The sequence below is a fragment of the Desulfonatronum sp. SC1 genome (assembly GCF_003046795.1).
Classification (GTDB): Bacteria; Desulfobacterota; Desulfovibrionia; order Desulfovibrionales; family Desulfonatronaceae; genus Desulfonatronum.
In genome coordinates this window covers 24,943-48,107 of record NZ_PZKN01000015.1, presented here as the reverse complement: position 1 = coordinate 48,107, position 23,165 = coordinate 24,943, and the positions used below count along the sequence as shown (strand labels likewise).

Sequence of the window (23,165 nt, the reverse complement as noted above, 5' to 3'; positions counted from 1 at the left end):
TCAAGCAAAAATATGTTGAACAGTTTGATGAAAATACAATGATATCTTAGGATTTTTTTCTGGCAATTATTACCGTAGGGGCAGGCCTTGCGCCTGCCCTGAATCTGCGTAATTAAATGGAATGCTGGTATATTGCTGCTGTACCGCATTGCCGCGACCATCCATGGCGGCCGCAAGGGCCGCCCCTACGGAGGGTCAAACGCGACACGGGAATAACTGCCATACTGTCCAGGTTAATCTTGCTCGCTTCCTAACTCGACATCCCCCTGGGCACGATCAGAGAACGTACCCCCCCCCGCACGCACCTGCCCCGCAACTCTCGTACTCCCGCCTCCACTCGGGAGATACTCCCATCTTCCAGGGTTTTTCCTCGGTATAATTAAGCGATTTCCCTACAGACACGGCTTAGGGAAAAGCTACACTCCGTCCTGAAAGCTGAAACAGATGAGACGACGAAAAGTCCGTCCAGCGTCCAGCGGTCCGTCCAACTCCATGCCCACAGCCGTTACAGAAGGAGGTAAGCCATGAAGTGCATTTTGAGAATGGGCATATTGTTCGCGGCCGCTTTTTTCCTGCTGGGTGTCGTCGGTGCGGTTCAGGCTCAAAAAAAACCGAATCAACCAGCCCGGAATGCGCTTGTTCAACCTGAATTGCGGACCATCGGTGATTTCCAGCAAATGGTCCAACAAAAGCTCCCGGGATTGGAAAAGGGTTTTGACGTGGCCCAAGCCAACGACTTGTTTGATGGTTTCGTGAGCCGGGTCGAACAGGCCGACATTGAAATAATCGAGGTGCTCCCGGAAAAAAATCTCTTGTGGATGATGTTCGTTGAGGGACAAAACGTTGACGTCATCAAGAACGTGGTCAGAGCGGGGAAAAAAAACTTCTTGGCTTTCGTGGTGACCGTGGAAAAAGATGAAAACCTTCACGTCTTTGTCGTCCCGGCGATGTGCGGCAATCTTGGGCTGGCCCGGATCGTCGCTCTGCCCCTCTCCGCTCCCGTTGGCATGAATTCAGCCCAGGCTTGGGGATTTTGAACGGACTGTTAACATTGAAAACAGTAAAGGAGATTGGAATGCCCTTAATAAATTTAATAATTATTCTGGTTGTCGTCGGCGTACTTCTCTGGCTGGTCAACAACTACATTCCAATGGACGGAAAAATTAAACAAATTCTGAATATCGTCGTGGTCATTGCTGTTGTAATCTGGTTGTTAAGTGTCTTCGGAGTAATTGGGTCTTTGTCAGGGATACGAGTCGGAGGTTGATAACGACCAAAATAGCGTGCCGAGATGTGCGTGCCGGACAAATTGTTTGATTCGGCACGGAAATGTGATCATCAACAAAAAGGGGGGAAAGGAAATGGAACGCGTTTTGAAGTTGGGCGTATGGCTTGTGGCTTTATTCGTGTTGCTGGGTGTTGTCGGTGTGGCTCAGGCCCAAACGCAACTCAAGGAATTGGGCCGGAGTCCGTTTTTCAAACCTGAATTGCAAACGGTCGGCGAATTTCAGGATATGGTCAAAGAGACGCTTCCAGATTTGAAGAAAGGTTTTGCAACGGCCGGTGCCTCTGCATTGTTTGACGATTTCGTGATTCAGGTCGAGCAGTCCAATATTGAAAAAATCAACGTGCCCATTGGCGAACAACTGCAGTGGATGATCTATAAAAAGGGGCAACGCGTCGAGGTCATGAAAAACGTGATCTGGGCCGGCAAAGAGCCTTTCACGGCATATCGGGTGGTCGTCGAAAAAGACGGAAAGCGCCATGTTTTCGTGGTCCCGACGATATGCGGCAACGTCTCTCTGCTTCGGTCAAGCGACCTGCCCGCCGCCGCTCCCGCTCCCGTTGTCACGGCACCGACACCGCCGCCGGTTGTCGCGGCTCCCGCCCCGGCCACGACCACGGACACTCCATGGACGGATCCGGTCCTGAAGCGCGGGAATTTCGTCGTCGATCTCGGCTATCTGCATCAGCCTGATCCCGCGAACTATCTGCTGATGCGGGTCGGCTACGGTTACCGCTTTCATGAGCATTTTTCCCTTCTGGGCATGATTGGTTTCGCCCCGGTCATCAGAGGCGACGACGACACCGATTCGTTCATGGCCGATCTGACCGCGAGCTACCACTACGATCGAATGTACATCGGAGGCGGTATGGGATTCTGGCATTCCAGCCGGAAGGACCGCGCGGATATGATCGTGAACGCGGGCTACCGGATTTACGGGGAGGCGTATCAGCGCAACCTTTCCTTGTTTGTCGAAGGTCGTATCGGACTCGATGATCTCAACGATTTTAACGATTACGTTCGCTACGGTGGAGGTTTGCGTTATCAGTTTTAAAGGGGGCGGTTCTTATACCAATTCTGATTCGATAATGCGTTATTCGCTTGAGAAAAAGCAGTTATCGGGGTCGGAGTCGGAATCGGAATCGACGATGTTTGAATGCGCATAGCCTGACTTCGACCCCGATAGCGATTCCGATAGCGACGCCGATAGAGAATCGCTGAATGAGAAATGGTATTATCCGTCAGTTACAAAAAGCAACACGTCTGTTTTCGCGGGACGGTCGCGAACGATGTTCACAGGGGCGGTTGGAAAACCGCCCCTGTTCTGTTTCAGGGGTTTCAGCCAAGGATGTTTGTGCCATGACGCTGACCAAGGCGACACTTATCGAGAAAGCAGTACAGCTCCGGGGGCGTTTGCGCGGGGTTCCCGGTATCCAGGGGAACAAAGACGACGAAGCGCCGTTGCGCTCCGAGTTGTTCAGTACTTCCCAGATGGAGGAGCACGGTAAAATCCTCGCGGGCCTGCATGCCTTGGGCGCGGAGCATGTTCCGGAGCGCCTGCTGGCAAGGCTTGCCAAGAACGAGAGGGTCCTTTTCGAGGTTCGCGATCTGCTGACTGAGGTGGTGCAGGCCAACCGCGTGATTATTCCGGCGGGGGAATGGCTGCTGGACAACTTTTATCTGATCGAGGAACAGGTTCTGGTGGCCAGGAAGCTGTTGCCCAAGGGCTACGCCAAGAGGCTTCCCCGGCTGAAGGACGGCCCGTCCAGAGGGCTTCCCCGGGTGTACGACATTGCCCTGGAGACCATCGCCCACGGCGACGGGCGGGTGGATCTGGAAAGCCTGAGCGGTTTTGTCGCCGCCTACCAGACGGTTACGCCGCTGCGTCTGGGAGAGTTGTGGGCCATTCCGATCATGCTCCGCCTGGCCCTGATCGAGAATCTGAGACGGATTGCCGCCCGAATTGCCGTGAACCGGGCCGACCGCGACCTGGCGGGTCAATGGGCCGACAAAATTCTGGAGACAGCCCAAAATGACCAGAATAATCTGATCCTCAGGGTTGCCGACATGGCCAGGTCGACTCCGCCCATGGTCAGTTCCTTTGTCGCGGAGCTGGCTCGTCGCCTCCAGGGCCAAGGTCCCGCGCTCGCACTGCCTCTGGCCTGGGTCGAGCAGCAACTCCTGGAATCCCGCCTGACCATTGATCAACTGGTGCAATCGGAGAACCAGCAGCAGGCGGCTGATCAACTTTCCATCAGCAACAGCATCGCCGGCCTGCGCGTTTTGAGCGTCATTGACTGGCGTGAATTCGTGGAGGCTCTGAGCCCTGTTGAACGCATCCTGCAAGGAGATCCGGCCGGAATCCATGACCGGATGCATTTCAACACCCGGGATCAATACCGGCACGTGGTGGAGGAGATCGCCAAGAAAGGCGGATTCACCGAAATGGAAGTGGCCCGTGCAGCCATCGAGCTGGCCGGAAAAGGCGCTGCCAAGGCGGACGGCGACAACCGGACCGGCCATGTCGGCTTCTACCTCATCGATGCCGGCCGGACCCAGCTCGAAGGCCGGGTCCGGCCCGGATCAACGGTCCTGGACAAGCTGCGTGGAGTTGGTCGCCGTTTTCCCCTGCTCCTGTATCTCGGCTCGATTCTGCTCCTCTCGGGGGTCTTTACCGCGGGTTTGCTGGCAAAGACCCGCGCGGACGGATTGGACGGCGTGCTGTTCTGGTTCGTGGCCGCCGTGTTCCTGCTGGCGGTCAGCCAACCGGCCATAGCGCTGGTCAACCTTGTCGCGACACGTCTTGCCAAACCGCATGGGCTGCCCCGCATGGATTTTTCCAAGGGGATTCCTCCCGATTCGGCCACGCTGGTCGTGATCCCGGCCATGCTTTCCAGTCCGGAGAATGTCACGGATCTGATCAATGCCCTGGAAGTCCGATTTCTGGCCGGACCGGAGGAGAACCTGCGCTTTGGCCTGCTGACCGACTTCCTGGACGCGGACCAGGAGACCGTCGCCGGGGATGCACCGTTGTTGCTGCTCGCCCAACAAGGCATCGAAGCGTTGAACGAGAGATACAAAGAGAGTGGCGACGCCTTCTTTCTTTTTCATCGGCCCCGGCAATGGAACCCTCGGGAACGAATCTGGATGGGCCATGAGCGGAAGCGGGGCAAGCTCGCGGCGTTGAATGCGTTGCTTCGAAGCGGCCGAGGCGGCAATTTGGAGCAGGGTTTGGAGAACGGCGTGGGGTCCCGCTTCTCGCTGATCGTCGGCAATCTCGGAGTATTGCGGGACGTGAAGTACGTCATCACCCTGGACACGGACACGGATCTTCCGCGGGATGCCGCATGGCAGCTCGTGGGCGCGATGGCCCATCCCTTGAACCGTCCCCGATACGACGCGGACAAGGGGCGCATCGTGTCCGGATACGGCATCCTGCAGCCCCGGGTGGCCGTCAGCCTGCCGGGAACGAACAGATCCCGGTATGCCCGCATGTTCGGGATCGACGCCGGCATTGATCCCTATACCGGGGTTGTCTCGGACGTCTATCAAGACCTTTTCGGCGAAGGATCGTACATCGGTAAGGGCATTTACGACGTTGACGCCTTCGAACAGGCGCTCCGGGATCGGTTTCCCGAGAACCAGATCCTCAGCCACGATCTCATCGAGGGATGCCATGCCCGGTCCGGGCTGATCAGCGACGTGCAGCTCTTCGAAGAGTATCCGGCGCGCTACAGCGAGGACGTAAGCCGCCGTATACGCTGGATTCGTGGGGATTGGCAGATTCTGCGCTGGCTGTTCCCGGGCGTTCCCGGCCCGAAGACGAAATTCACGAGAAATGCGCTCTCATTCCTGTCCAGATGGAAGATCCTGGACAATCTGCGGCGCAGCCTCGTGCCCATGGCCCTGACCCTTCTGCTCGTGTTCGGCTGGACCGTCTCGGCCTCGCCCTGGTTCTGGACCGCGGTGGTCATCGGCATCGTGCTGGTTCCGGCCCTGATCAACTGCCTGATGGGTTTTTTCAATACAAAAAGCCATGCCCTGATGAGCCATCACCTCGCCAGCGCGGTCCAGGCCATTGGCGGATGCCTTGCCCAGTCCATCTTCACGCTGCTCTGCCTGCCGTATGAGGCGGCCGCCAACGGTGCCGCCATCCTGCGAACCATGTGGCGGATGGGGGTATCCGGTCGGGGCCTTCTGGAATGGAACCCGCCGGGCCTGGCCCATGGGACGGGACGAACACCGTCAGGAACAGCGTCGGGCCTGGCAACTCTTGGCGCGTCGTATCGTGAGATGTGGGTCGCCCCGGTCACGGCCATGATCGTGACGGGGTATCTCGCTCAGGCCCGGACGATGCAGACAATAGTCTCGCCGGGAGCACTGCCGGAAGCACTTTTGGTTGCCTTGCCGGTGCTGATCCTCTGGTTCGTCTCTCCCCTGATTGTCTGGTGGATCAGTCTGCCCATCAGGCCCCGGAAAGTCCGGTTGACCGATGATCAGTTGGTCTTCCTGCGCAAGCTTTCCCGCAAGACCTGGGCCTTTTTCGAGAAATTCGTCGGCCCCGAAGACCACTGGCTGCCCCCGGACAATTATCAGGAAGCACCGCGCGAGGCGGTGGCCCACCGCACGTCGCCCACCAACATCGGGTTCGCGATGCTTTCGAATCTGTCGGCCCGGGACTTCGGCTACATCACCCTCGGGCGCTTCATGGATCGCACGGAGAACACCCTGGGCACCATGGATGGGCTGTCCCGGCATCGCGGGCACTTCTACAACTGGTACGACACCCAGACCCATACACCGCTCCTGCCCATGTTCGTTTCGTCGGTGGACAGCGGGAACCTGGCGGCAAGCCTGATAACCTTGCGGGAAGGCTTGCTCGCGCTTCCCGACCAGAAGCTCACGGGAGAACGACTGCTCGACGGAATCGCCGATACGGCCATGGTGCTCATGGATGTCGCGAGTGAGAGCATGCCCGCCGAGCTGACGGGGTTCATGCAAGACCTGGAGTTCGTTCGGTCTTCCCCGCCGGACGCGAGCCCGTCAAACGCGAGCCCGCCAAACGCGAGCCCGCCGGGCAAGACCCTTGGGCACCTGAAGACATGCCTCGGGCGGCTGGCCTCATCCGCCCAGGAGGTGGTCCTGAGCTTCGAAGACAACCCTGAGAGCGAAGCCGCGTGGTGGGCGCGGGCCCTTGAGCAACAATGCCGGGATGCGTTCGATGAGCTGAATGTGCTGACGCCCTGGGCCGGGTCGTCGCTTTCCGGGCAAATTGCCAATCAAATTATTGATCAAATCCCCTCTCTCAAGGATATCCCCACGCTGCGCCGACTGGCCTGCCTCGATGACGACGTGCCGATCCTGATCGAGGAGATGCGCCGAAGCAGCGGGACGCTGGAGGAAAAACAATGGCTCGACACGTTTGAACGGTTGATCATGGAGTCCAGTCTCCGTGCCGGGAGAAGCATCGCCCGCCTGGAAGAACTTGCGCACCGTTGCCAGGAACTGGCCCGGAACATGGATTTCGACTTCCTGTACGACGACACGCGTCGTCTCCTGGCCATCGGATACAACGTCAGCGAGGGGCGCAGGGATGGAAGCTTCTATGATCTGCTGGCCTCGGAAGCGCGGTTGAGCAGTTTCGTTGCCATTGCCCAGGGCCAACTTCCCCAGGAGAGCTGGTTCGCCCTGGGGCGGTTGCTGACCATTGCCGGAGGAAAGTCGGTTCTTCTTTCCTGGAGCGGCTCCATGTTTGAATATCTGATGCCGCTGCTGGTGATGCCCTCCTACGATCAGACGATTCTTGACCAAAGCTGCAAGGCGGCCGTGGCCAGGCAGATCGACTACGGCAAGCAACGCGGCGTTCCCTGGGGGATATCGGAATCCGGCTACAACATGACCGACAGTCAGCTCAACTATCAGTACAAGGCTTTTGGGGTGCCCGGTCTCGGTCTGAAACGCGGGCTGGCCGAGGATCTGGTCATCACCCCCTATGCTTCGGCATTGGCGCTCATGGTGGCGCCCGAGGCGGCCTGTCGCAATCTCGAGGATCTTTCGTCCCGTGGTTTTCAAGGCAGATACGGATTCTACGAGGCCATTGACTACACTCCCAGTCATCTGCCTCGCGGGCGGACCAACGCCGTGGTTCGATCCTACATGGCCCACCATCAGGGCATGAGCCTGCTCGCCCTGACGCATCTGCTGCTGGACCAACCCATGCAAAAACGGTTCGAGGCGAATCCCATGTTCCAGGCAACCGTGCTGCTGCTTCAGGAGCGACTGCCCAAGGCCACGGCATACCACTCGCAAATCTCGGAGCTTTCCGAGTCCCGGAAGGCCTCGGCTTCCCTGAAGGAGAAGCCGCTGCGCATTTCCACGACGCCGAATACGCCCATCCCCGAGGTGCAGCTCCTGTCCAACGGAAGATATCACGTCATGGTCACCAATGCAGGCGGCGGGTACAGCCGCTGGAAAGATCTGGCCGTGACCCGGTGGCGTGAGGACGGCACCCGCGATAACTGGGGGAGCTTCTGCTATATCCGGGACATGTCCAGCGGCGTCTTCTGGTCCACGGCGCACCAGCCGACGCTCAAGCCGACCGAGCGCTACGAAGCCATTTTTTCCGAAGGGCGGGTCGAGTTCCGCCGCAGGGACGAGGATATCGACACCCATACGGAGATCGCCGTTTCACCCGAGGACGACATCGAGCTGCGCCGGATCACCATTACCAATCGATCCAATATCCGCAGAACCATCGAAGTGACCAGCTATGCGGAAGTCGTTCTGGCATCGCCAGCGTCCGACGCGGCGCATCCAGCCTTCAGCAATCTCTTCGTCCAAACCGAGATCATCAGAACCCAGGGCGCGATCATCGCCACCCGGCGGCCCCGGTTCGCCGACGAGCAGCCGCCGTGGATGTTTCACGCCATGGCCGTCCACGGCGCGGACATGGGCGAGATGTCCTATGAGACCGACCGGTCGCGGTTTGTCGGTCGCGGGAACACCCCGGCCGCTCCCGAAGCCATGCACAACATGGCGCCCCTTTCGGGCGGCGAAGGGCCGGTCCTGGATCCCATCGTGGCCATTCGCTGTCAAATTACGCTGGACCCGGAAGCATCGGCAACCGTGAACATCATCACCGGCGCGGCGCAATCCCGTGATGTCTGCGCTGGCCTGGTGGGCAAATACCGGGACCGCTATCTTGTGGACCGCGTTTTTGAACTGGCTTGGACCCATAGCCAGGTGCTCCTGCAGCAGATCAACGCCACGGAAGCCGACGCGCAGCTCTACGGTCGGCTTGCGGCCTCGGTACTCTACGCCAATTCCGGGCTGCGCGCCGATTCCAGTGTGATCATGAAGAATATTCGGGGACAATCCAGCCTTTGGGGCTACTCCATCTCCGGCGATCTGCCCATTGTCCTGCTGTGGATCGAGGATCGGGAGAACATCCAGTTGGTCCGCCAGCTCGTCCAGGCCCATGCCTATTGGCGTCTCAAAGGACTGGACGTGGATATGGTGATCATCAATGAAGACCATGCCGGTTATCGGCAGGTTCTGCACGACCAGATCATGGGGTTTATCGCCGCCGGAGTGCATGGCAAGCGGGCGGATCGCCCGGGTGAGGTGTTCGTGCGCAACGCTGATCAAATTTCGGAGGAAGACCGGATCATCTTCCAGGCCCTGGCCCGGGTCGTCATTCGCGACAGCCGCGGAACGCTCGCGGATCAGCTGAACCGCGTCGGCCGTGATCAGCCGAAAATTCCAGCCCTGGCGCAGACCCGTATTTTTCGCCCCCTGCCGTCCACGGTCGCGGCCCGGCCGCGTGAGGATCTCCTGTTCTTCAATGGAATCGGAGGATTTACCCCGGATGGTCATGAGTACGTCATGACAACCAGTAGCGAGCAGGTCACCCCGGCACCGTGGGTTAATGTGCTGGCCAATCCGGATTTCGGAGCCATTGTCTCGGAAAACGGCCCAACCTACACCTGGAGCGAGAACGCCCACGAATTCCGCCTCACCCCATGGCACAATGATCCGGTCGTGGATTCAAGTGGAGAGGCCTTTTACCTGCGCGACGAGGATCGCGGCCATTTCTGGTCTCCCATGCCGCACCCCGTCAAAGGCGCTTCTCCCTACGTCACCCGGCATGGTTTCGGATACACCGTGTTCGAACATACGGAGCGCGGCATCTCTTCGGAAGTCTGGGTGTTCGTGGCCATGAACGCTCCGGTCAAGTTCACGGTGCTCAAGGTGCGCAACCGGTGCGGCCGTTCGCGGCGGCTCTCGGCGACTGGATTCGTCGAGTGGGTGCTGGGGGATGTGCGTTCCAAGACGGGGATGCACGTGAGCACCGAGATCGACCCTGATAGCGGCGCGATTCTGGCGAGCAACCCGTACAACACCGAATTCAGCAGGCGGGTGGCCTTCTTTAACGTGGATCATGCCACCAGAACGGTCAGCGCGGACCGGACCGAATTTATCGGCCGCAACAAAACCCTGGCCAGCCCCGCGGCCATGACCCGGTCCCACCTCTCCGGCAGAGTCGGGGCCGCGTTGGATCCCTGCGCGGCCATGCATGTTGTTTTTGATCTGGAGGACGGTGAAGACCGGGAGATCGTGTTCACCCTCGGCGCCGGGCAGGACGAATACGACGCCGCACGTCTCGCGCGGCGCTATCGGAACTCCGTTGCGGCACGCAAGGAGCTGGAATCGGTATGGCGATACTGGAATCACACCCTGGGCGCCGTCCAGGTGGAAACACCGGACAAATCCGTGGATCTTCTGGCCAATGGCTGGCTCCTGTACCAGACCATCGCCTGCCGGCTCTGGGGCCGCAGCGGCTTCTACCAGTCCGGGGGCGCGTTCGGCTTCCGTGACCAGTTGCAGGACTCCATGGCCCTGATCCATGCCGAGCCGGCTCTGGTGCGCGCGCATCTGCTTCGCTGCGCCGGACGCCAGTTTTCCGAAGGCGATGTTCAGCATTGGTGGCACCCGCCAACCGGCAGAGGGGTGCGCACCAAATGTTCCGACGACTATCTCTGGCTGCCCCTGGCCGCCTGCCGCTACGTCCAAAGCACCGGAGATACCGGAGTCCTGGGCGAAACGATCCGCTTCATCAATGGCCGTCAGCTGGGTCATCAAGAAGAATCCTACTATGATCTTCCGGTCAGGACCGAAGAGACGGCCAGCCTGTATGAGCATTGCGTGCGCGCGATCCAGAGAGGGCTCCGGTTCGGCGAGCACGGTCTGCCCCTGATCGGAACCGGCGACTGGAACGACGGCATGAACATGGTCGGCCACGAAGGCAAGGGGGAAAGCGTGTGGCTGGCGTTTTTCCTGTGCGAGGTGCTGAGCCGGTTCACCGGGATCGCGCGGCTGCGCGGCGACCTGGTCTTTGAGCGACAATGCCGAAACGAGGCTGCCCGGCTTGGCCAAAACATCGAGCGGCATGGTTGGGACGGAGCCTGGTATCTCCGGGCGTTTTTCGACGACGGCACCCCCATCGGCTCCGCTGAAAGTCCGGAATGCAGGATCGACTCCATAGCCCAAAGCTGGTCGGTCCTGTCCGGGATGGGCGACGAGGAGCGTTCGCGGGCAGCCATGGAAGCCGTGGACAAATATCTGGTTCGCCGCGATGACAACCTGATCCAGCTTTTGGACCCGCCTTTCGACAAATCCGCGTTGAACCCGGGGTATATCAAGGGCTACGTCCCAGGCGTGCGGGAAAACGGCGGACAGTACACCCACGCCGCGATCTGGACGACCATGGCCTTTGCCGCGCTGGGCGACAACCGCCGCGCCTGGGAACTGTTCGCCATGATCAACCCCATCAACCACGGGAATTCCGCCGAGGAAGTGAAAACGTACAAGGTCGAACCCTACGTGGTCGCGGCGGACGTTTACGGTGTCGAGCCGCACACGGGCCGGGGAGGATGGACGTGGTACACGGGATCGGCCGCCTGGATGTACCGCCTGATCATGGAATCCCTGCTGGGATTAAGGATGGAAGCGAACACATTGACCTTCGAACCCTGCCTCCCCGCGCAGTGGGACGCGTTCACGATCCGCTACCGCTTTCGGAAAACCAACTACCGGATCACGGTCAGACAGCAACGGGCCGACGAGGACGAAGCGGCCACCGTTACGGTGGACGGGGTGGTGCAACGGGAGTTGGCCGTGGCCCTTGTGGATGACGGCCACGATCACGTGGTGGAAGTGGTGCTGGCATGCCGTTGAGAAACCGCGTTGACCGCGATCATTTATAAAACAGGAGATACCATGGACACGTTAGAAAAAGACGACTTATCCGTGATCTGGGACAATTGCAGACCGCCTTGTCTTTCACTCTACCAGCCGACGCACCGGGGGCACCCGGAAAGCAAGCAGGACCGGATCCGGTTCAAAAACCTCGTGAAGGCGCTGGAGGAGTCGCTTTTGCAACGATTCCCAAATGCGGAGATCCGACCACTGCTGGAACCCTTTTGGGCGTTGTCCGCCGAAACTCCCTTCTGGAACCACACCTTTGACGGGCTGGCCATCTTGGGCGCGAAAGGCTTTTTCCGGGTCTACAACCTGCAGCGACCGGTCCCTGAATTGGCCGTCGTGGCGGACAGCTTTCACATCAAGCCGCTTTTGCGCATCCTGCAGTCGGCCGACCGATATCAGATTCTCGCCGTGAACCGGCAGGCGATCAGGCTTTTTGAGGGCAACCGGGATGCTCTGGACGAGATCGAACCGGCTCAGGGCGTCCCGAGGACGTTGACCCAGGCCCTGGGAGAAGAATTGACCGAGCAGCATCAGACCGTGGCCTCATATGGCGGCGTGGGCGGGGGGAAGTCGGCCATGTACCATGGCCACGGCAGTAAAGAGTCCGAGGTGGACAGCGACGCCCGGCGCTTTTTCCGGGCCGTTGACCAGGCGATCCTTGAACACCACTCGCGGACATCGGGGCTGGCGCTGATCCTGGCCTCATTGCCGGAGCATCACCATATGTTCCACGAACTCAGCCGCAATCCGTTTCTGGTTCCGGAAAGCATCGATATCCACCCGGATGCCCTGCCGTCCATCGATGAACTCCGCAAGCGCGCCTGGCGGCTTGTGGAGCCGCGATATCTGGCGCGCCTGGCCGATCTGGTGGAAAAGTTTGACAAGGCATGGACCGAGGGACTTGGCAGCAACGACCCGTCACGGATCGCCAAGGCCGGCCTGGAAGGGCGGGTCGCCACCCTGTTGATCGATGCCGACCGGGTCGTTCCCGGACGACTCAACGCCGCGACGGGCGATCTTGAGCCGAGCGACTTGTCCCACCCGCAGGTTGACGACGTGCTCGACGACCTGGGGGAACTGGCCCTGAAGAAGGGCGGACTCGTCGTCATCGTCCCCACCGAACGCATGCCGACCAAGACCGGAGCCGCCGCGATCTTCAGGTATTGAGACGCGGGAAACGGCAAGCCTTTCGCTATTCGCCTCTATTCGCGTAGGGGCGACCCTATGTGGTCGCCCTGTTAGTCCCGTGCGGGCACGTAGGCCCGCCCCTACATCAAACCGCGATTCCATGTTTTACGTGTCAAACCGGTTCTGAACCATCCCCAATACGGAAAGGGAGGTAGGAGATGAAAGCATGCTTTTTGCCGATATTTTGGGTGCCGCTTCTCGCGTTGACCATGTTTTTCGCCGTCGGCCTGCACGGGGCGGAAGATGCGATGCATTCCGAACATATGCACCAAGTACACAGTGAACTGGAATTTCTGGTGGAAATGATTCCGCGCCACCAGGAGGCAGTGGACAGCGCCAACCAGATTCTGACCATCACCGCTCGCCAGGAAATGCGCGACTTCGCCAAGGCGGTGGTGGACGTGCAGGCCGAGGAAATCGCCATGATGCGGAAATGGATTGAGCAATGGTATCCGGGCCCGGCCAGGCAACCGGCCTATCAGCCCATGATGCGGGACCTGGAGGGGCTGTCCGCGGAAGAAGCGGACATCGTGTTCCTTGAGGACATGATCAAGCACCACCGCGCCGCCGTGCGCATGGCCCAAGATTTCCTGGATAAAAACCTGGCCGAGCATGACGAAGTAAAAACCGTGGCCAGGGAAATCGTCGCGACCCAGACCCTGGAGATCGAAAAAATGCGGGAATGGCTGGAGCAGTGGCGCGGCGAGGCCGCTTTGGCCCTTATGATCCATAAACCCGAAGGGATCGAGGCCAAACAGAAATACGTATTATTCCTCCACCCCAAGCATGAGGCTTTCGAGTGTGTCAGATGTCATCACACTTCGGAAGGTGCCGACATAAACCAGGGTTGCAAGGATGCCGGTTGCCACGACATGTTTGTCATAGAGACTCCCGAGCAAAGAAGGGAAATCAGGTACTTTGAAAAGGCGTACCATGATCTCTGCATCGGCTGCCATCGGGAGTTAAGACGTCAGGAAAAAACGACTGGACCTGTCGACTGCAAAGGCTGCCACATCCAGGAATGAAGAAACTTCCAAGGTCAACAGTGCTCCAACGGAGCAATGATCATCCATGCCGTGACAAAAGCCGGGAGAAAGAATGGATTTGGGCTCTCGGACCATGCCGTCCAGTGTTCAGGAATCAACTTCTCATTACGGAGGCAAAAAATGCATTCAAGGCAAATCAGTGAAAGAGTATCGTGGCTTGGAGTCGTGGATTGGGATAGGCGTCTTTTTGACTCGTTGATCCCTCTTCCGGACGGGACCAGCTATAACGCCTACCTGGTGCAGGGCAGCGAAAAGACGGCCTTGCTGGATACGGTTGATCCGGCCATGGCCGACACGTTGATGGCGCAACTGGGTGAGGTGCCCGGAATCGACTACATCGTCTCGCACCATGCCGAGCAGGACCATTCCGGGACCATCCCCCTGGTGCTTGCAAAGTTTCCTCAAGCCAAGGTCGTCGTGACCCCCAAGGCCAAAGGCATGCTGATGGATCTTCTGCGGCTTCCAGAGGATGTCTTTGTTTCGGTGGAGGACAACGAAACCTTGTCCCTGGGGGACAAAACCCTGAAGTTCATCCATGCCCCATGGGTGCACTGGCCGGAAACCATGGTCTCCTATCTGCCTGAGGACCGCATCCTGTTCAGTTGCGACTTTTTTGGCTCGCATATCGCGACGACTGATCTTTTTGTAACGGACGAGGGGCGCGTATTCGAGGCGGCCAAGCGCTATTTCGCGGAGATCATGATGCCGTTTCGCGCGGTGATCGCTAAAAATCTGGAAAAGCTGTCCGGCCTTGACATGGACGTCATCGCTCCCAGCCACGGCCAGATTCATCGCCGTCCGGCGTTCATCACCGATGCCTACAACGAGTGGGTGCATGCCACGCCGCGCAATCTGGTGGTCCTGCCATACGTTTCCATGCACGGCAGCACGCAGGCAATGGTCGATCACCTGGTCAATGCACTGGTAGTCAACGGCGTGCGGGTTGAATTGTTCAATCTGGTCGTGACCGATATCGGCAAACTGGCCATGGCTTTGGTGGACGCGGGGACGATTGTCGTGGGCACGCCCACGGTTCTGGCCGGCCCGCACCCTCTTGCGGCCTATGCCGCTTTTCTGGCCAACGCTCTGCGGCCCAAGGCGCGGTACCTGTCCATTGTCGGCTCCTACGGCTGGGGAGGCAAGACCGTGGAGACATTGTCGGGGATGATTCCCAATCTCAAGGTTGAGGTGTTGGAGCCGGTGCTGTGCAAGGGCATGCCCAAGAAGGATACCTTGCAAGCATTGGACAACCTGGCGGACTCGATTACCCGCAAGCATCAGGAGCAAGGGTTTGCATGAGGAGTTATTCGCCCTGCAGCGGCAATATGCCGGTATTCCATGTAACTGCGTTGAATCAGGGCAGGCGCGAGGCCTGCCCCGACGTTTTTTGGGTAGACTTCTTATGACTCATCCTCCGGCTCCGGCGCGGACGGATCGGGGTCCGTGCGTTGGCTTTGCTGCTCGCGCAGGCGCTCGCGAGAGTGCTTGATCAATTTGATCAACCTAACCGTGGCACCCTCGACGGCCAGGTCCACGTCCGCCGCCCGGTGTGCGACCGCGATGGGCTGGTGACCCTCGAGGCGGGCTTCCAGCAGGCAGCGTATGTCATCATGACCGCCTTTCTTGTCGCTGTTTTGGTCGCTCAAATGGACTTCCAGCAGCGTGATCCCCTCGCTGAAACGGCCCAGGGCGCTTTCCACTGAATCGGTGATTACAGCTTGCCGGGCTTCGTCAATCCCGATGTTGCGGTCGGAGTTGATTTGCATCTGCATGGTTTCCTCCTTGCGGTATACGCTGGTTATTTTTGGGGCCAACTCCCAGTATCAAAACCTATTTTTTGAACCGAGTCTCTAGGGGAAATGCTCACTGTCGCGAGGGAAAATCCCGTGCGTCGAGGCTGAGCGTTTCTACTTCTCCAGAACCCGCCCCACGCTTTCATTCCTTCCATCCCGGAAAGGGCATGATCTAGGAAAAAGTCCTTATTCCTGGGATTTTTCCTTGCCCAAAATAAGCGGTTTCCCTACAGACGTGGAAAACAAAATGTTATTGTGTCGGAAAATGATGACCAAAGAAATAATCGAATAGAGGTGTGATCGGTGCGGTCGCGCTCTGCTCAAACCAGGGGCTGGTTGGCCGGTTTGCGGTTGCTGTCGTTCATCAACGGAAAGGAGGTGAATACAATGCCAAATCAAGATGGAACAGGACCTAAAGGTCAGGGACCGAAAGACGGTCATGGCAAAGGCAAGGGAAAGGGCGACCGCCCTGGTCAGGGGCCCATGGCTGGTGGAAAGAAAGGAAGAAACCAAAAACTAAACCAGCCTGAAGACGAGTATTGGGCTTACGAACAATCGCCTGAGCGCAGACCAAAAAGGCCGGGACAGACATGTTTGTTGCTCATCATGTCCTTTGTTCCGGCCTTTTTTTCAGGGCAGATTTTGATCTCGATATGTTCTCTGGAAAATATCCATAATTTCATGGTGGTAGGTTGTAAGGTGCTCCAAGGGGAACCCCTTTGGGTGGGCCGACAATCATCGAAATCGCAATCGCTATCGAAATCGGAACGTTACCAGAAATCGATTTCGATCACGATTTCGATTCCGATCCAGGGCGCCCGTGGTTCGAGAACAAAATTGCCCTGTCAGGCACAGCAAGAGTCACTTTTCCAGGAACATCTCCATGTCCACACAGACAGACACGCATGAAGCCACCATCGACCATCCCCATGCCCTGACGGTGCAAGAGTGCCTCGACACGTTGCAAAGCCAGGCTGCCGGGCTGGAACCGGATGATGCGCAAAAGCGCCTCGAACGCTTCGGTCCGAACAAACTGCCGGAGCCGGAGCCGGATGGATTGCTGAAACGCTTTTTCAAGCATTTTCATGACATCCTGATTTACATCCTGCTGGCCGCGGCCGGCATTACCGCTCTGCTGGGGCACTGGATAGACACCTTCGTCATTCTGGGCGTGGTGGTCATCAACGCCTTGATAGGCTTTTTCCAGGAGGGCAAGGCCGAAGAGGCTCTGGCCGGCATTCGCAAAATGCTCTCCCTGCACGCCCAGGTCCGTCGCGGCGGAGATTTTCATGACATCGAGGCGGAGTTGTTGGTTCCGGGGGACATCGTTCGTTTGCGCTCCGGGGACAAGGTTCCAGCGGATATTCGGCTGCTGGACGCCACAAACCTGCGCATCGAGGAATCCGCGCTGACCGGCGAATCCGTTGCCGCGACCAAGCAAGCCGAACCCGTGCCGAAGGACGCTCCCCTGGGGGATCGCAAGAGCATGGCGTATTCCGGGTGTCTTGTTGCGGCCGGACGCGGTGTGGGCGTGGTTGTACACACCGGCGTACAAACCCAACTTGGCCGGATCAACCGCATGATCCAGGAAGTGGAGAAACTGGCCACTCCGTTGACACGCCAGATGGCCTACTTCGGCAAGGTGCTGTCCGTGGTCATTCTCTTTCTGGCCGGCCTGATGTTCGCTGTCGGGTGGCTTCTCCATGACATGCCCATGGAAGACCTCTTTTTCGCGGCCATCGGCTTTGCCGTGGCCGCAATTCCCGAAGGACTGCCGGCCATTCTGTCCATCACGCTGGCTTTGGGCGTGCAGCGCATGGCACTGCGCAAGGCCATTATCCGCCGCTTGCCCGCCGTGGAAACCCTGGGTTCGGTGACGGTGATCTGTTCGGACAAGACCGGCACCCTGACCCGCAACGAGATGACCGCCCGGGCCGTGGTGACCGCGACCCAAACCTACCACGTCAGCGGCACGGGCTACGTTCCCGAAGGCCACATCCGAGGGGCGGATGAACAACGCGCCGAACTCGGAGCCAATCCCGATCTTTTCCAGATCATTGAGATCATGGCCGTATGCAATGACGCAATGATCTTCGAGGAGGACGGCCACTGGAAACTGAACGGCGAGCCCACGGAAGGGGCGTTGCGCGCTCTGGGCCGCAAAGCTGAATTTGATGCAAAGCCATATACTCGCCTGGCTGAGCTGCCTTTTGAATCCGAAACCAAATTCATGGCCACCTTGAATAAAAGTCCTGAGGGAAAAATCCTTCTGTTACTCAAAGGCGCGCCGGACCGTTTGCTGGACCGCTGCACGCACCAACTCGCCGCTGACGGCGGCACCGAGCCCCTGGACCGCGCCACGTGGGAAGCCAAGCTGGAGGAGCTGGCCGCTCAGGGTCAGAGAATCCTGGCCGCGGCCTGGCGGGAACTTCCCCGTGAAGATCCGGATGCGTTGCGACTGACCAAAAGCCAGACCCTGTCTTCGGAAGACGTGGACCAAGAGATGATCTTCGCCGGCCTGGTGGGCATCGTTGACCCTCCTCGCCCCGAGGCGGTTGCGGCGATCAAGATCTGCCGCGAAGCCGGCATCCGGGTGAAGATGATCACCGGAGACCATGCGGCCACGGCCATGGCCATCGGCAGGGAAATGGGAATCGGCAACGGTACGGCGGCCATCACCGGACCGGAGCTGGAAGCCGCGAGCGATACGGAAATGCGCCGTCTGGCCGTGCAGCACGACATTTTTGCCCGCACCAGCCCGGAGCACAAGCTCCGCCTGGTCACGGCCCTGCAAGCCGAAAAGGAAGTGGTGGCCATGACCGGAGACGGAGTCAACGACGCTCCGGCCCTGAAACGGGCCGATGTCGGCATAGCCATGGGCATCAAGGGCACCGAGGCGACCAAGGAGGCCGCGGAGATCGTACTCATGGACGACAATTTCGCCACCATCGAACACGCCGTGGAAGAAGGCCGTACCATTTACGACAACCTGCGCAAGGCAATTTTGTTTCTTCTCCCGACCAACGGCGCTGAAGGGTTGGTCATCCTCACCGCCATCGTCGCCGGCTTTGCGGTGCTCCCTTTGACGCCGGTCCAAATCCTTTGGGTGAACATGGTGACGGCCATCACCCTGGCCATGGCCCTGGCCTTCGAACCTTCCGAACCAGACCTGATGTCCCGGCCTCCGCGTCGCCCCGGTACGGCCATACTTGGCGGCTATTATCTCTGGCGGATCGGTTTTGTCTCCGTGCTTATCGGAGGAGCCACCCTGGCTGTTTTCCATTTGGAAATGTCCCTGGGCATGGACGTACAAATCGTGCGCACCGTCTGTGTGAACACTTTGGTGGCTGGTCAGTTGTTCTACCTGTTCAACAGCCGCTTTCTTCGAGAAGCCGCGTGGCTGCCCTCTCGCCTTCTCAGCAACAAAGTCGCCTTGATTGCTTCCGGAGTCCTGATCCTCTTCCAACTCATTTTCGTTTACGCGCCGTTCATGAATCTCTGGTTCGGTTCAGCCCCTTTGGCGCTTCGTCATTGGTTGGTACCACTGGGCGTCGGCCTGTTGGTCTTCACCCTGGCGGAAATCGAAAAAATCGTGTCTCGGAAATTTCAAAGGGTAAATTAAAAGTACTACTCAGCACAATTTGCGTTGGTTTCATCAAAAGACCGGGTTGACGCGTTTTGGGTTTGCCGATTGTCTGCCTGTATCGGATGCCTTTCCAGCCCTGAAAAGCCAGGACCGCATCAATTCCTTATCGTTCAGGATCGGACAGTACGAGGACATGAAGGAATCAGCCCTTGATCCCTATGTCGCCTTTCGCGACGCCTATATCCAGTACCGCCACGCACTCGTTCAAGACTGACGACAACTCCTCGCCCGAGGTCCGGCCTGCCGCGATTATTCGGCGTCGCAACGCCTTCGTGAGCTTCCTGCGTCGGAGTTGGGCATTTCCTCTTCTCCAGAACCCGCCCCACGCTTTCATTCCTTCCATCACGGAACGGGGATGACCTGGGAAAATGTCCCGATTCCTAGTACTTCTCCTCATCCAAAATAAGCGGTTTCCCTACAGACACGGTCAACCAGAATGTTATTGTAACGTAGAGGAAAGAGAAGGCATCTTGAAATTCTTTTCCGACAGGGGCGGGTGGGAGCCTGAAGAATGAAGAAGAGTATCCCGCGCAGAAATAACAATGGAACCAAATTGGAGGCAAATCATGACCAAGGTTAAAGAGAACTACAAATGTGACGCATGCGGGAATGTCGTTGAAGTCAAGAAGGCCGGTGATGGTGATCTTGTCTGCTGCGGCGAGCCGATGAAGAGGCAGTAATCGTATCCAGTTAGGATAAACAGTTCACCGTGGGAGGTAAACATGCTTTGGACGATCTTTATTATTCTCTTGGTATTGTGGGCTTTGGGATTGATGACAGGGGCCACGATGGGCGGCGTAGTGCACATATTATTGGTCATAGCTCTCATTGTCCTTGTTGTTCAGGTTCTTCAAGGAAGAAGAATCACGTGATCATGCACTTTTTGTTGATGATTACATTTTTAAGTAAAAAGGAGTTCATATCATGAAGAATATCCAGTTGATGTTTTGCTATTCAGTCCTTTTCCTGCTCATCACCGCATTCGCGGGCTGCGCCGCGACTTCCACACGGGGGAGCACAGGCGATTACGTTGACGATACGGTCATAACAACAAAGGTCAAGGCACTTCTTGCCGAGGATGATTTTCTCAAATCATTCAAGATCAGCGTGGAAACTTACAAGGGTACCGTTCAATTGAGCGGCTTCGTAAATTCTCAGCAGGCAGTCAACAAAGCCGTGGAAATCACGAGAAGCGTTCAAGGGGTCAGCGCCGTCAAGAACGATCTGATCGTGAAATAGCGGGGCGTGGGACGTTCAAGGGCCGAACTCAACATAGTACACGGCTCTGAACGTTGCCACGGGGTTGTGAACCATTTGGACATCACGATCCATCAACATCCATGCGGAGGGAAATATGAACTCGAGAATTCTTATCGGATCATTGTTGATTCTCGTATCGCTCACGTTTTTCGGTTGCAATCAGTTTACAGGCGGAGCGGCCACTGGAGCAGCCGTCGGAGTGCTTGGAGCGGGAGCGGCATATGAATATCAGAACAAGCGGCAGATGGATCAGCTTGAGCTGGACTACAGCGAAGGAAAAATCACTGAGCAGGAATACAACATCAGGAAAGAGCAGATTCAACGTGGATCGATCATATATTAATGCCAATAAGGGAGAAAATATCATGAAATCGAGCACGAGGGATGAGGCTGAAGGCAAGATGCATCAGGCGAAAGGAAAGGTCAAAGAAGTCATCGGGAAGGCAGTCAACAATCCCGATATGGAAGCCGAAGGCAACGTCGAAAAACTCGGCGGCGTTGTGCAGGAAAAAGTCGGCGATGTGAAAAGAGCCGTGGGGAAGTAGGGTTGTGCGCGATTCCACGGAAACGGACTATTTTTACATTAAGGAGATAATACAATGAAAATGAATTAGCGTGTGTAATGCGGAATAAGTGCCAATAAATTTATCCATAGCCAACAAGGAGAATATGACCATGGAAAAAACGATGTATCGCATACTGCTGCTAGCTGTTTTTGGTTCACTATTGTTAATCAATGTCAGTTTTGCCTCTGAAACGGACGACCGGATCATAGCATCAGCAAAAGAGTCTTACGTGTTCAAGACATTCCTCAAGAACGGCGATGTAAAAATCCAGTCCAAGGATGGTGTTGTGACGTTATCGGGAACGGTCGCCGAAGAATCGCACAAGCTTCTGGCCCAGGAGACCGCGGCGAATCTGCCCGGAGTGAAAAGTGTGAACAACGAGCTGGAATTTAAAGGTGAACGTCCCGCGGAGATGTCGGATGCGTGGATCACTCTGAAAGTGAAATCCACGCTCTTGTTCCATCGCAGCGTCAGCGCCATGACCGAAGTGAGCACCGAGGACGGGATCGTGATCCTGAAAGGGGAAGCGGACAACCAGGCGCAAATTGACCTGACAACCGCGTATGCCAGGGATGTCGAGGGGGTCAAAGAGGTCATAAACGAGATGACGGTTGCGAAGACTCCCGCAAAACCAGCTGAAAAGAAGCCGGAGGAAAAAACCGTGGGCGATAAGATCGACGACGCCTCCATCACCGCCCTGGTCAAAGCAGCCTTGCTGTCTCATCGCTCGACCAGCGCCCTGAACACCAAGGTCGAGACCAGCGATGGCGTGGTCACATTGAGCGGTGTGGCCAAAAACGCGGCGGAAAAAGAGTTGGCCGCCAAATACGCCAGTGACGTAAAGGGCGTAAAGAATGTGGTCAACAACATGACCGTCGAGTGATCCAAAGCGAAAGTTGCCTTCCCGGCCATGGCCGGGAAGGCTTTTTATTATGCGTTGTCGTGAGTCTCTGAAAAGTTGGCGGGAAGAGAGGAGGGCGGAAAATGAAGAACGAACTATTTTCGACGGCACTTGTGGTCGCTGTTGTCGCCTTGTTTTTTGGATGTGCGGCCATGCCTCAAACATGGCCGGATTATGAACGCAGCGCGGAAAACAGGATGGTTGTCATCCAGGAAAAGATTGGAGATGGGCTGAAAACAGGCGCGCTCACCCCTGACCAGTCGCAGATGTTCCTGACGACACTGAAGGGCATTCGAACAGACTCTACGGATTTGAGAAACAAACCTGTTCGCCGTGATGAGTGGGACAGACTCAATGTGCGACTTGAAAGGCTTGGCAATGAAATTGACCGGGCACTTGTTCGACCAATACGAATGGAAGGACCACGGACCGGGGACAGGATTGTCGCGCTTCAATGGACAATTGACGATGGGAGAGTCAGCGGACGCTTGCCCGCTGGAGAGGGACGCGAAATTCAATACAGGCTGGACTCCGTTCGGCGTGATTACCTGCACATGACGGAAGGAGGCAGGGCCATGACGTACGAGGAAGGAGCTGACATTTCGCGCAGGCTCGATACATTGGAAATAGACCTGAATCGGTATCGGTAGCAACCCGATGATAGTAGTTCCCGGAGGATGATCAAGCTTGGCTTCACTGGACAGTGTGAGAAATTACGTTTCCTGTAATCGAAGCGATAGGGTGACAAGGGGGGTGAACATGGAACAACGACAAAGCAACAGGGCAGATGGAGGACGCCGAAGACAGGGAGCGGATCGAAGGGAGCAGTCCGACCGAAGAAGCGGCCTGGACAGGCGGTTTGAAGGTGAAAGGCGTACGCTTGGAGATCACGGGTCGTCTCGAAGGACTGCAACTCGAATGAATGATGGAGAATTATTCCCAAAAAAGGATGGGTTATCGCCACAAGTTGCCTGGGAGCGCCGGAACAGCGAAGACCGGAGAGGAACCTATCAGGGTGAGAAATCGGCCAAGTATTCCATGACGGATAAAGAGTTACGCTTTTTATTGGGACGATGATCTCGCGGGCGAGGCAACGAATTTCTGTGCGGGCCTTTAAAAAATGGTTCACTTGGGGAGGCGGAATTTCAGACAAACCATGCCAAATATCGAGACAGGCTGGACCCGTTCGTGCCTTGCAATGCGAACACGCTGAG

Annotated in this window: 18 protein-coding genes and 1 pseudogene; 17 read left to right on the top strand and 2 right to left on the bottom strand. The window is 57.4% G+C overall.

The window, feature by feature from the left end; all coding sequences use genetic code 11:
* Positions 1-416: 416 nt before the first annotated feature.
* Positions 417-686, bottom strand: a complete 270-nt coding sequence (locus C6366_RS19290; protein WP_146164816.1) for a hypothetical protein — start codon at positions 684-686, stop codon at positions 417-419.
* Between C6366_RS19290 and C6366_RS09750 the strand changes: the two genes are divergently transcribed.
* The 7 genes from C6366_RS09750 (at position 678) to C6366_RS09720 (ending at position 15,084) form a co-directional block, all read left to right on the top strand.
* The gene (locus C6366_RS09750; RefSeq protein ID WP_146164815.1) at positions 678-1,037 is read left to right on the top strand and encodes a hypothetical protein; all 360 of its coding nucleotides are present in this window, start codon (positions 678-680) and stop codon (positions 1,035-1,037) included. The two genes, C6366_RS19290 and C6366_RS09750, sit on opposite strands and share 9 nt — an antisense overlap.
* A 38-nt stretch (positions 1,038-1,075) precedes the next feature.
* A complete protein-coding gene (locus tag C6366_RS20560) occupies positions 1,076-1,267 on the top strand; it encodes a Thivi_2564 family membrane protein (protein ID WP_107737456.1) in 192 nt (63 codons plus the stop codon).
* Complete coding sequence (locus C6366_RS09740) at positions 1,233-2,339, top strand: hypothetical protein (protein ID WP_146164814.1); 1,107 nt, start codon at positions 1,233-1,235, stop codon at positions 2,337-2,339. Before C6366_RS20560 ends, C6366_RS09740 begins: the two co-directional genes overlap by 35 nt.
* Positions 2,340-2,644: 305 nt before the next feature.
* The gene (locus C6366_RS09735) at positions 2,645-11,521 is read left to right on the top strand and encodes a glucoamylase family protein (RefSeq protein WP_107737452.1); all 8,877 of its coding nucleotides are present in this window, start codon (positions 2,645-2,647) and stop codon (positions 11,519-11,521) included.
* Positions 11,522-11,563: 42 nt separating this feature from the next.
* Entirely contained in the window at positions 11,564-12,718 is a 1,155-nt protein-coding gene (locus C6366_RS09730) for a hypothetical protein (RefSeq protein WP_107737450.1), read from the top strand.
* Between the two features lie 179 nt (positions 12,719-12,897).
* Positions 12,898-13,764, top strand: coding sequence for a DUF305 domain-containing protein (locus C6366_RS09725; RefSeq protein ID WP_107737448.1), 867 nt, complete (start codon positions 12,898-12,900; stop codon positions 13,762-13,764).
* Between the two features lie 186 nt (positions 13,765-13,950).
* The gene (locus tag C6366_RS09720; protein ID WP_233248449.1) at positions 13,951-15,084 is read left to right on the top strand and encodes an FprA family A-type flavoprotein; all 1,134 of its coding nucleotides are present in this window, start codon (positions 13,951-13,953) and stop codon (positions 15,082-15,084) included.
* A gap of 101 nt (positions 15,085-15,185) precedes the next feature.
* On the opposite strand, the gene C6366_RS09715 is transcribed toward C6366_RS09720, so the two are convergent.
* Positions 15,186-15,557, bottom strand: a complete 372-nt coding sequence (locus tag C6366_RS09715; RefSeq protein ID WP_107737445.1) for an HPF/RaiA family ribosome-associated protein — start codon at positions 15,555-15,557, stop codon at positions 15,186-15,188.
* A gap of 408 nt (positions 15,558-15,965) precedes the next feature.
* Between C6366_RS09715 and C6366_RS19285 the strand changes: the two genes are divergently transcribed.
* The 10 genes and pseudogenes from C6366_RS19285 (at position 15,966) to C6366_RS20490 (ending at position 22,873) form a co-directional block, all read left to right on the top strand.
* Complete coding sequence (locus C6366_RS19285; protein WP_146164813.1) at positions 15,966-16,487, top strand: hypothetical protein; 522 nt, start codon at positions 15,966-15,968, stop codon at positions 16,485-16,487.
* Entirely contained in the window at positions 16,462-19,200 is a 2,739-nt protein-coding gene (locus C6366_RS09710; protein ID WP_107737443.1) for a cation-transporting P-type ATPase, read from the top strand. Before C6366_RS19285 ends, C6366_RS09710 begins: the two co-directional genes overlap by 26 nt.
* Before the next feature lie 590 nt (positions 19,201-19,790).
* A pseudogene (locus C6366_RS09700) lies at positions 19,791-19,892 on the top strand (desulfoferrodoxin FeS4 iron-binding domain-containing protein); the annotation flags it as partial.
* 54 nt (positions 19,893-19,946) lie between these two features.
* Entirely contained in the window at positions 19,947-20,096 is a 150-nt protein-coding gene (locus tag C6366_RS20690) for a lmo0937 family membrane protein (RefSeq protein WP_107737441.1), read from the top strand.
* Positions 20,097-20,148: 52 nt separating this feature from the next.
* Entirely contained in the window at positions 20,149-20,463 is a 315-nt protein-coding gene (locus C6366_RS09690) for a BON domain-containing protein (protein WP_107737440.1), read from the top strand.
* A gap of 115 nt (positions 20,464-20,578) precedes the next feature.
* Entirely contained in the window at positions 20,579-20,827 is a 249-nt protein-coding gene (locus tag C6366_RS09685) for a hypothetical protein (protein WP_107737438.1), read from the top strand.
* A gap of 22 nt (positions 20,828-20,849) precedes the next feature.
* Positions 20,850-21,029 carry a CsbD family protein gene (locus C6366_RS09680; protein ID WP_107737436.1) on the top strand — a complete coding sequence of 60 codons (180 nt, stop codon included), beginning with the start codon at positions 20,850-20,852 and terminating at the stop codon, positions 21,027-21,029.
* Positions 21,030-21,159: 130 nt separating this feature from the next.
* Positions 21,160-21,933, top strand: coding sequence for a BON domain-containing protein (locus C6366_RS09675; RefSeq protein WP_107737543.1), 774 nt, complete (start codon positions 21,160-21,162; stop codon positions 21,931-21,933).
* A gap of 101 nt (positions 21,934-22,034) precedes the next feature.
* On the top strand, positions 22,035-22,601 hold the full coding sequence (locus tag C6366_RS09670) for a hypothetical protein (RefSeq protein ID WP_107737434.1): 567 nt from the start codon (positions 22,035-22,037) through the stop codon (positions 22,599-22,601).
* Positions 22,602-22,738: 137 nt separating this feature from the next.
* The gene (locus C6366_RS20490) at positions 22,739-22,873 is read left to right on the top strand and encodes a hypothetical protein (RefSeq protein WP_255412091.1); all 135 of its coding nucleotides are present in this window, start codon (positions 22,739-22,741) and stop codon (positions 22,871-22,873) included.
* The last annotated feature ends 292 nt before the right edge of the window (positions 22,874-23,165 follow it).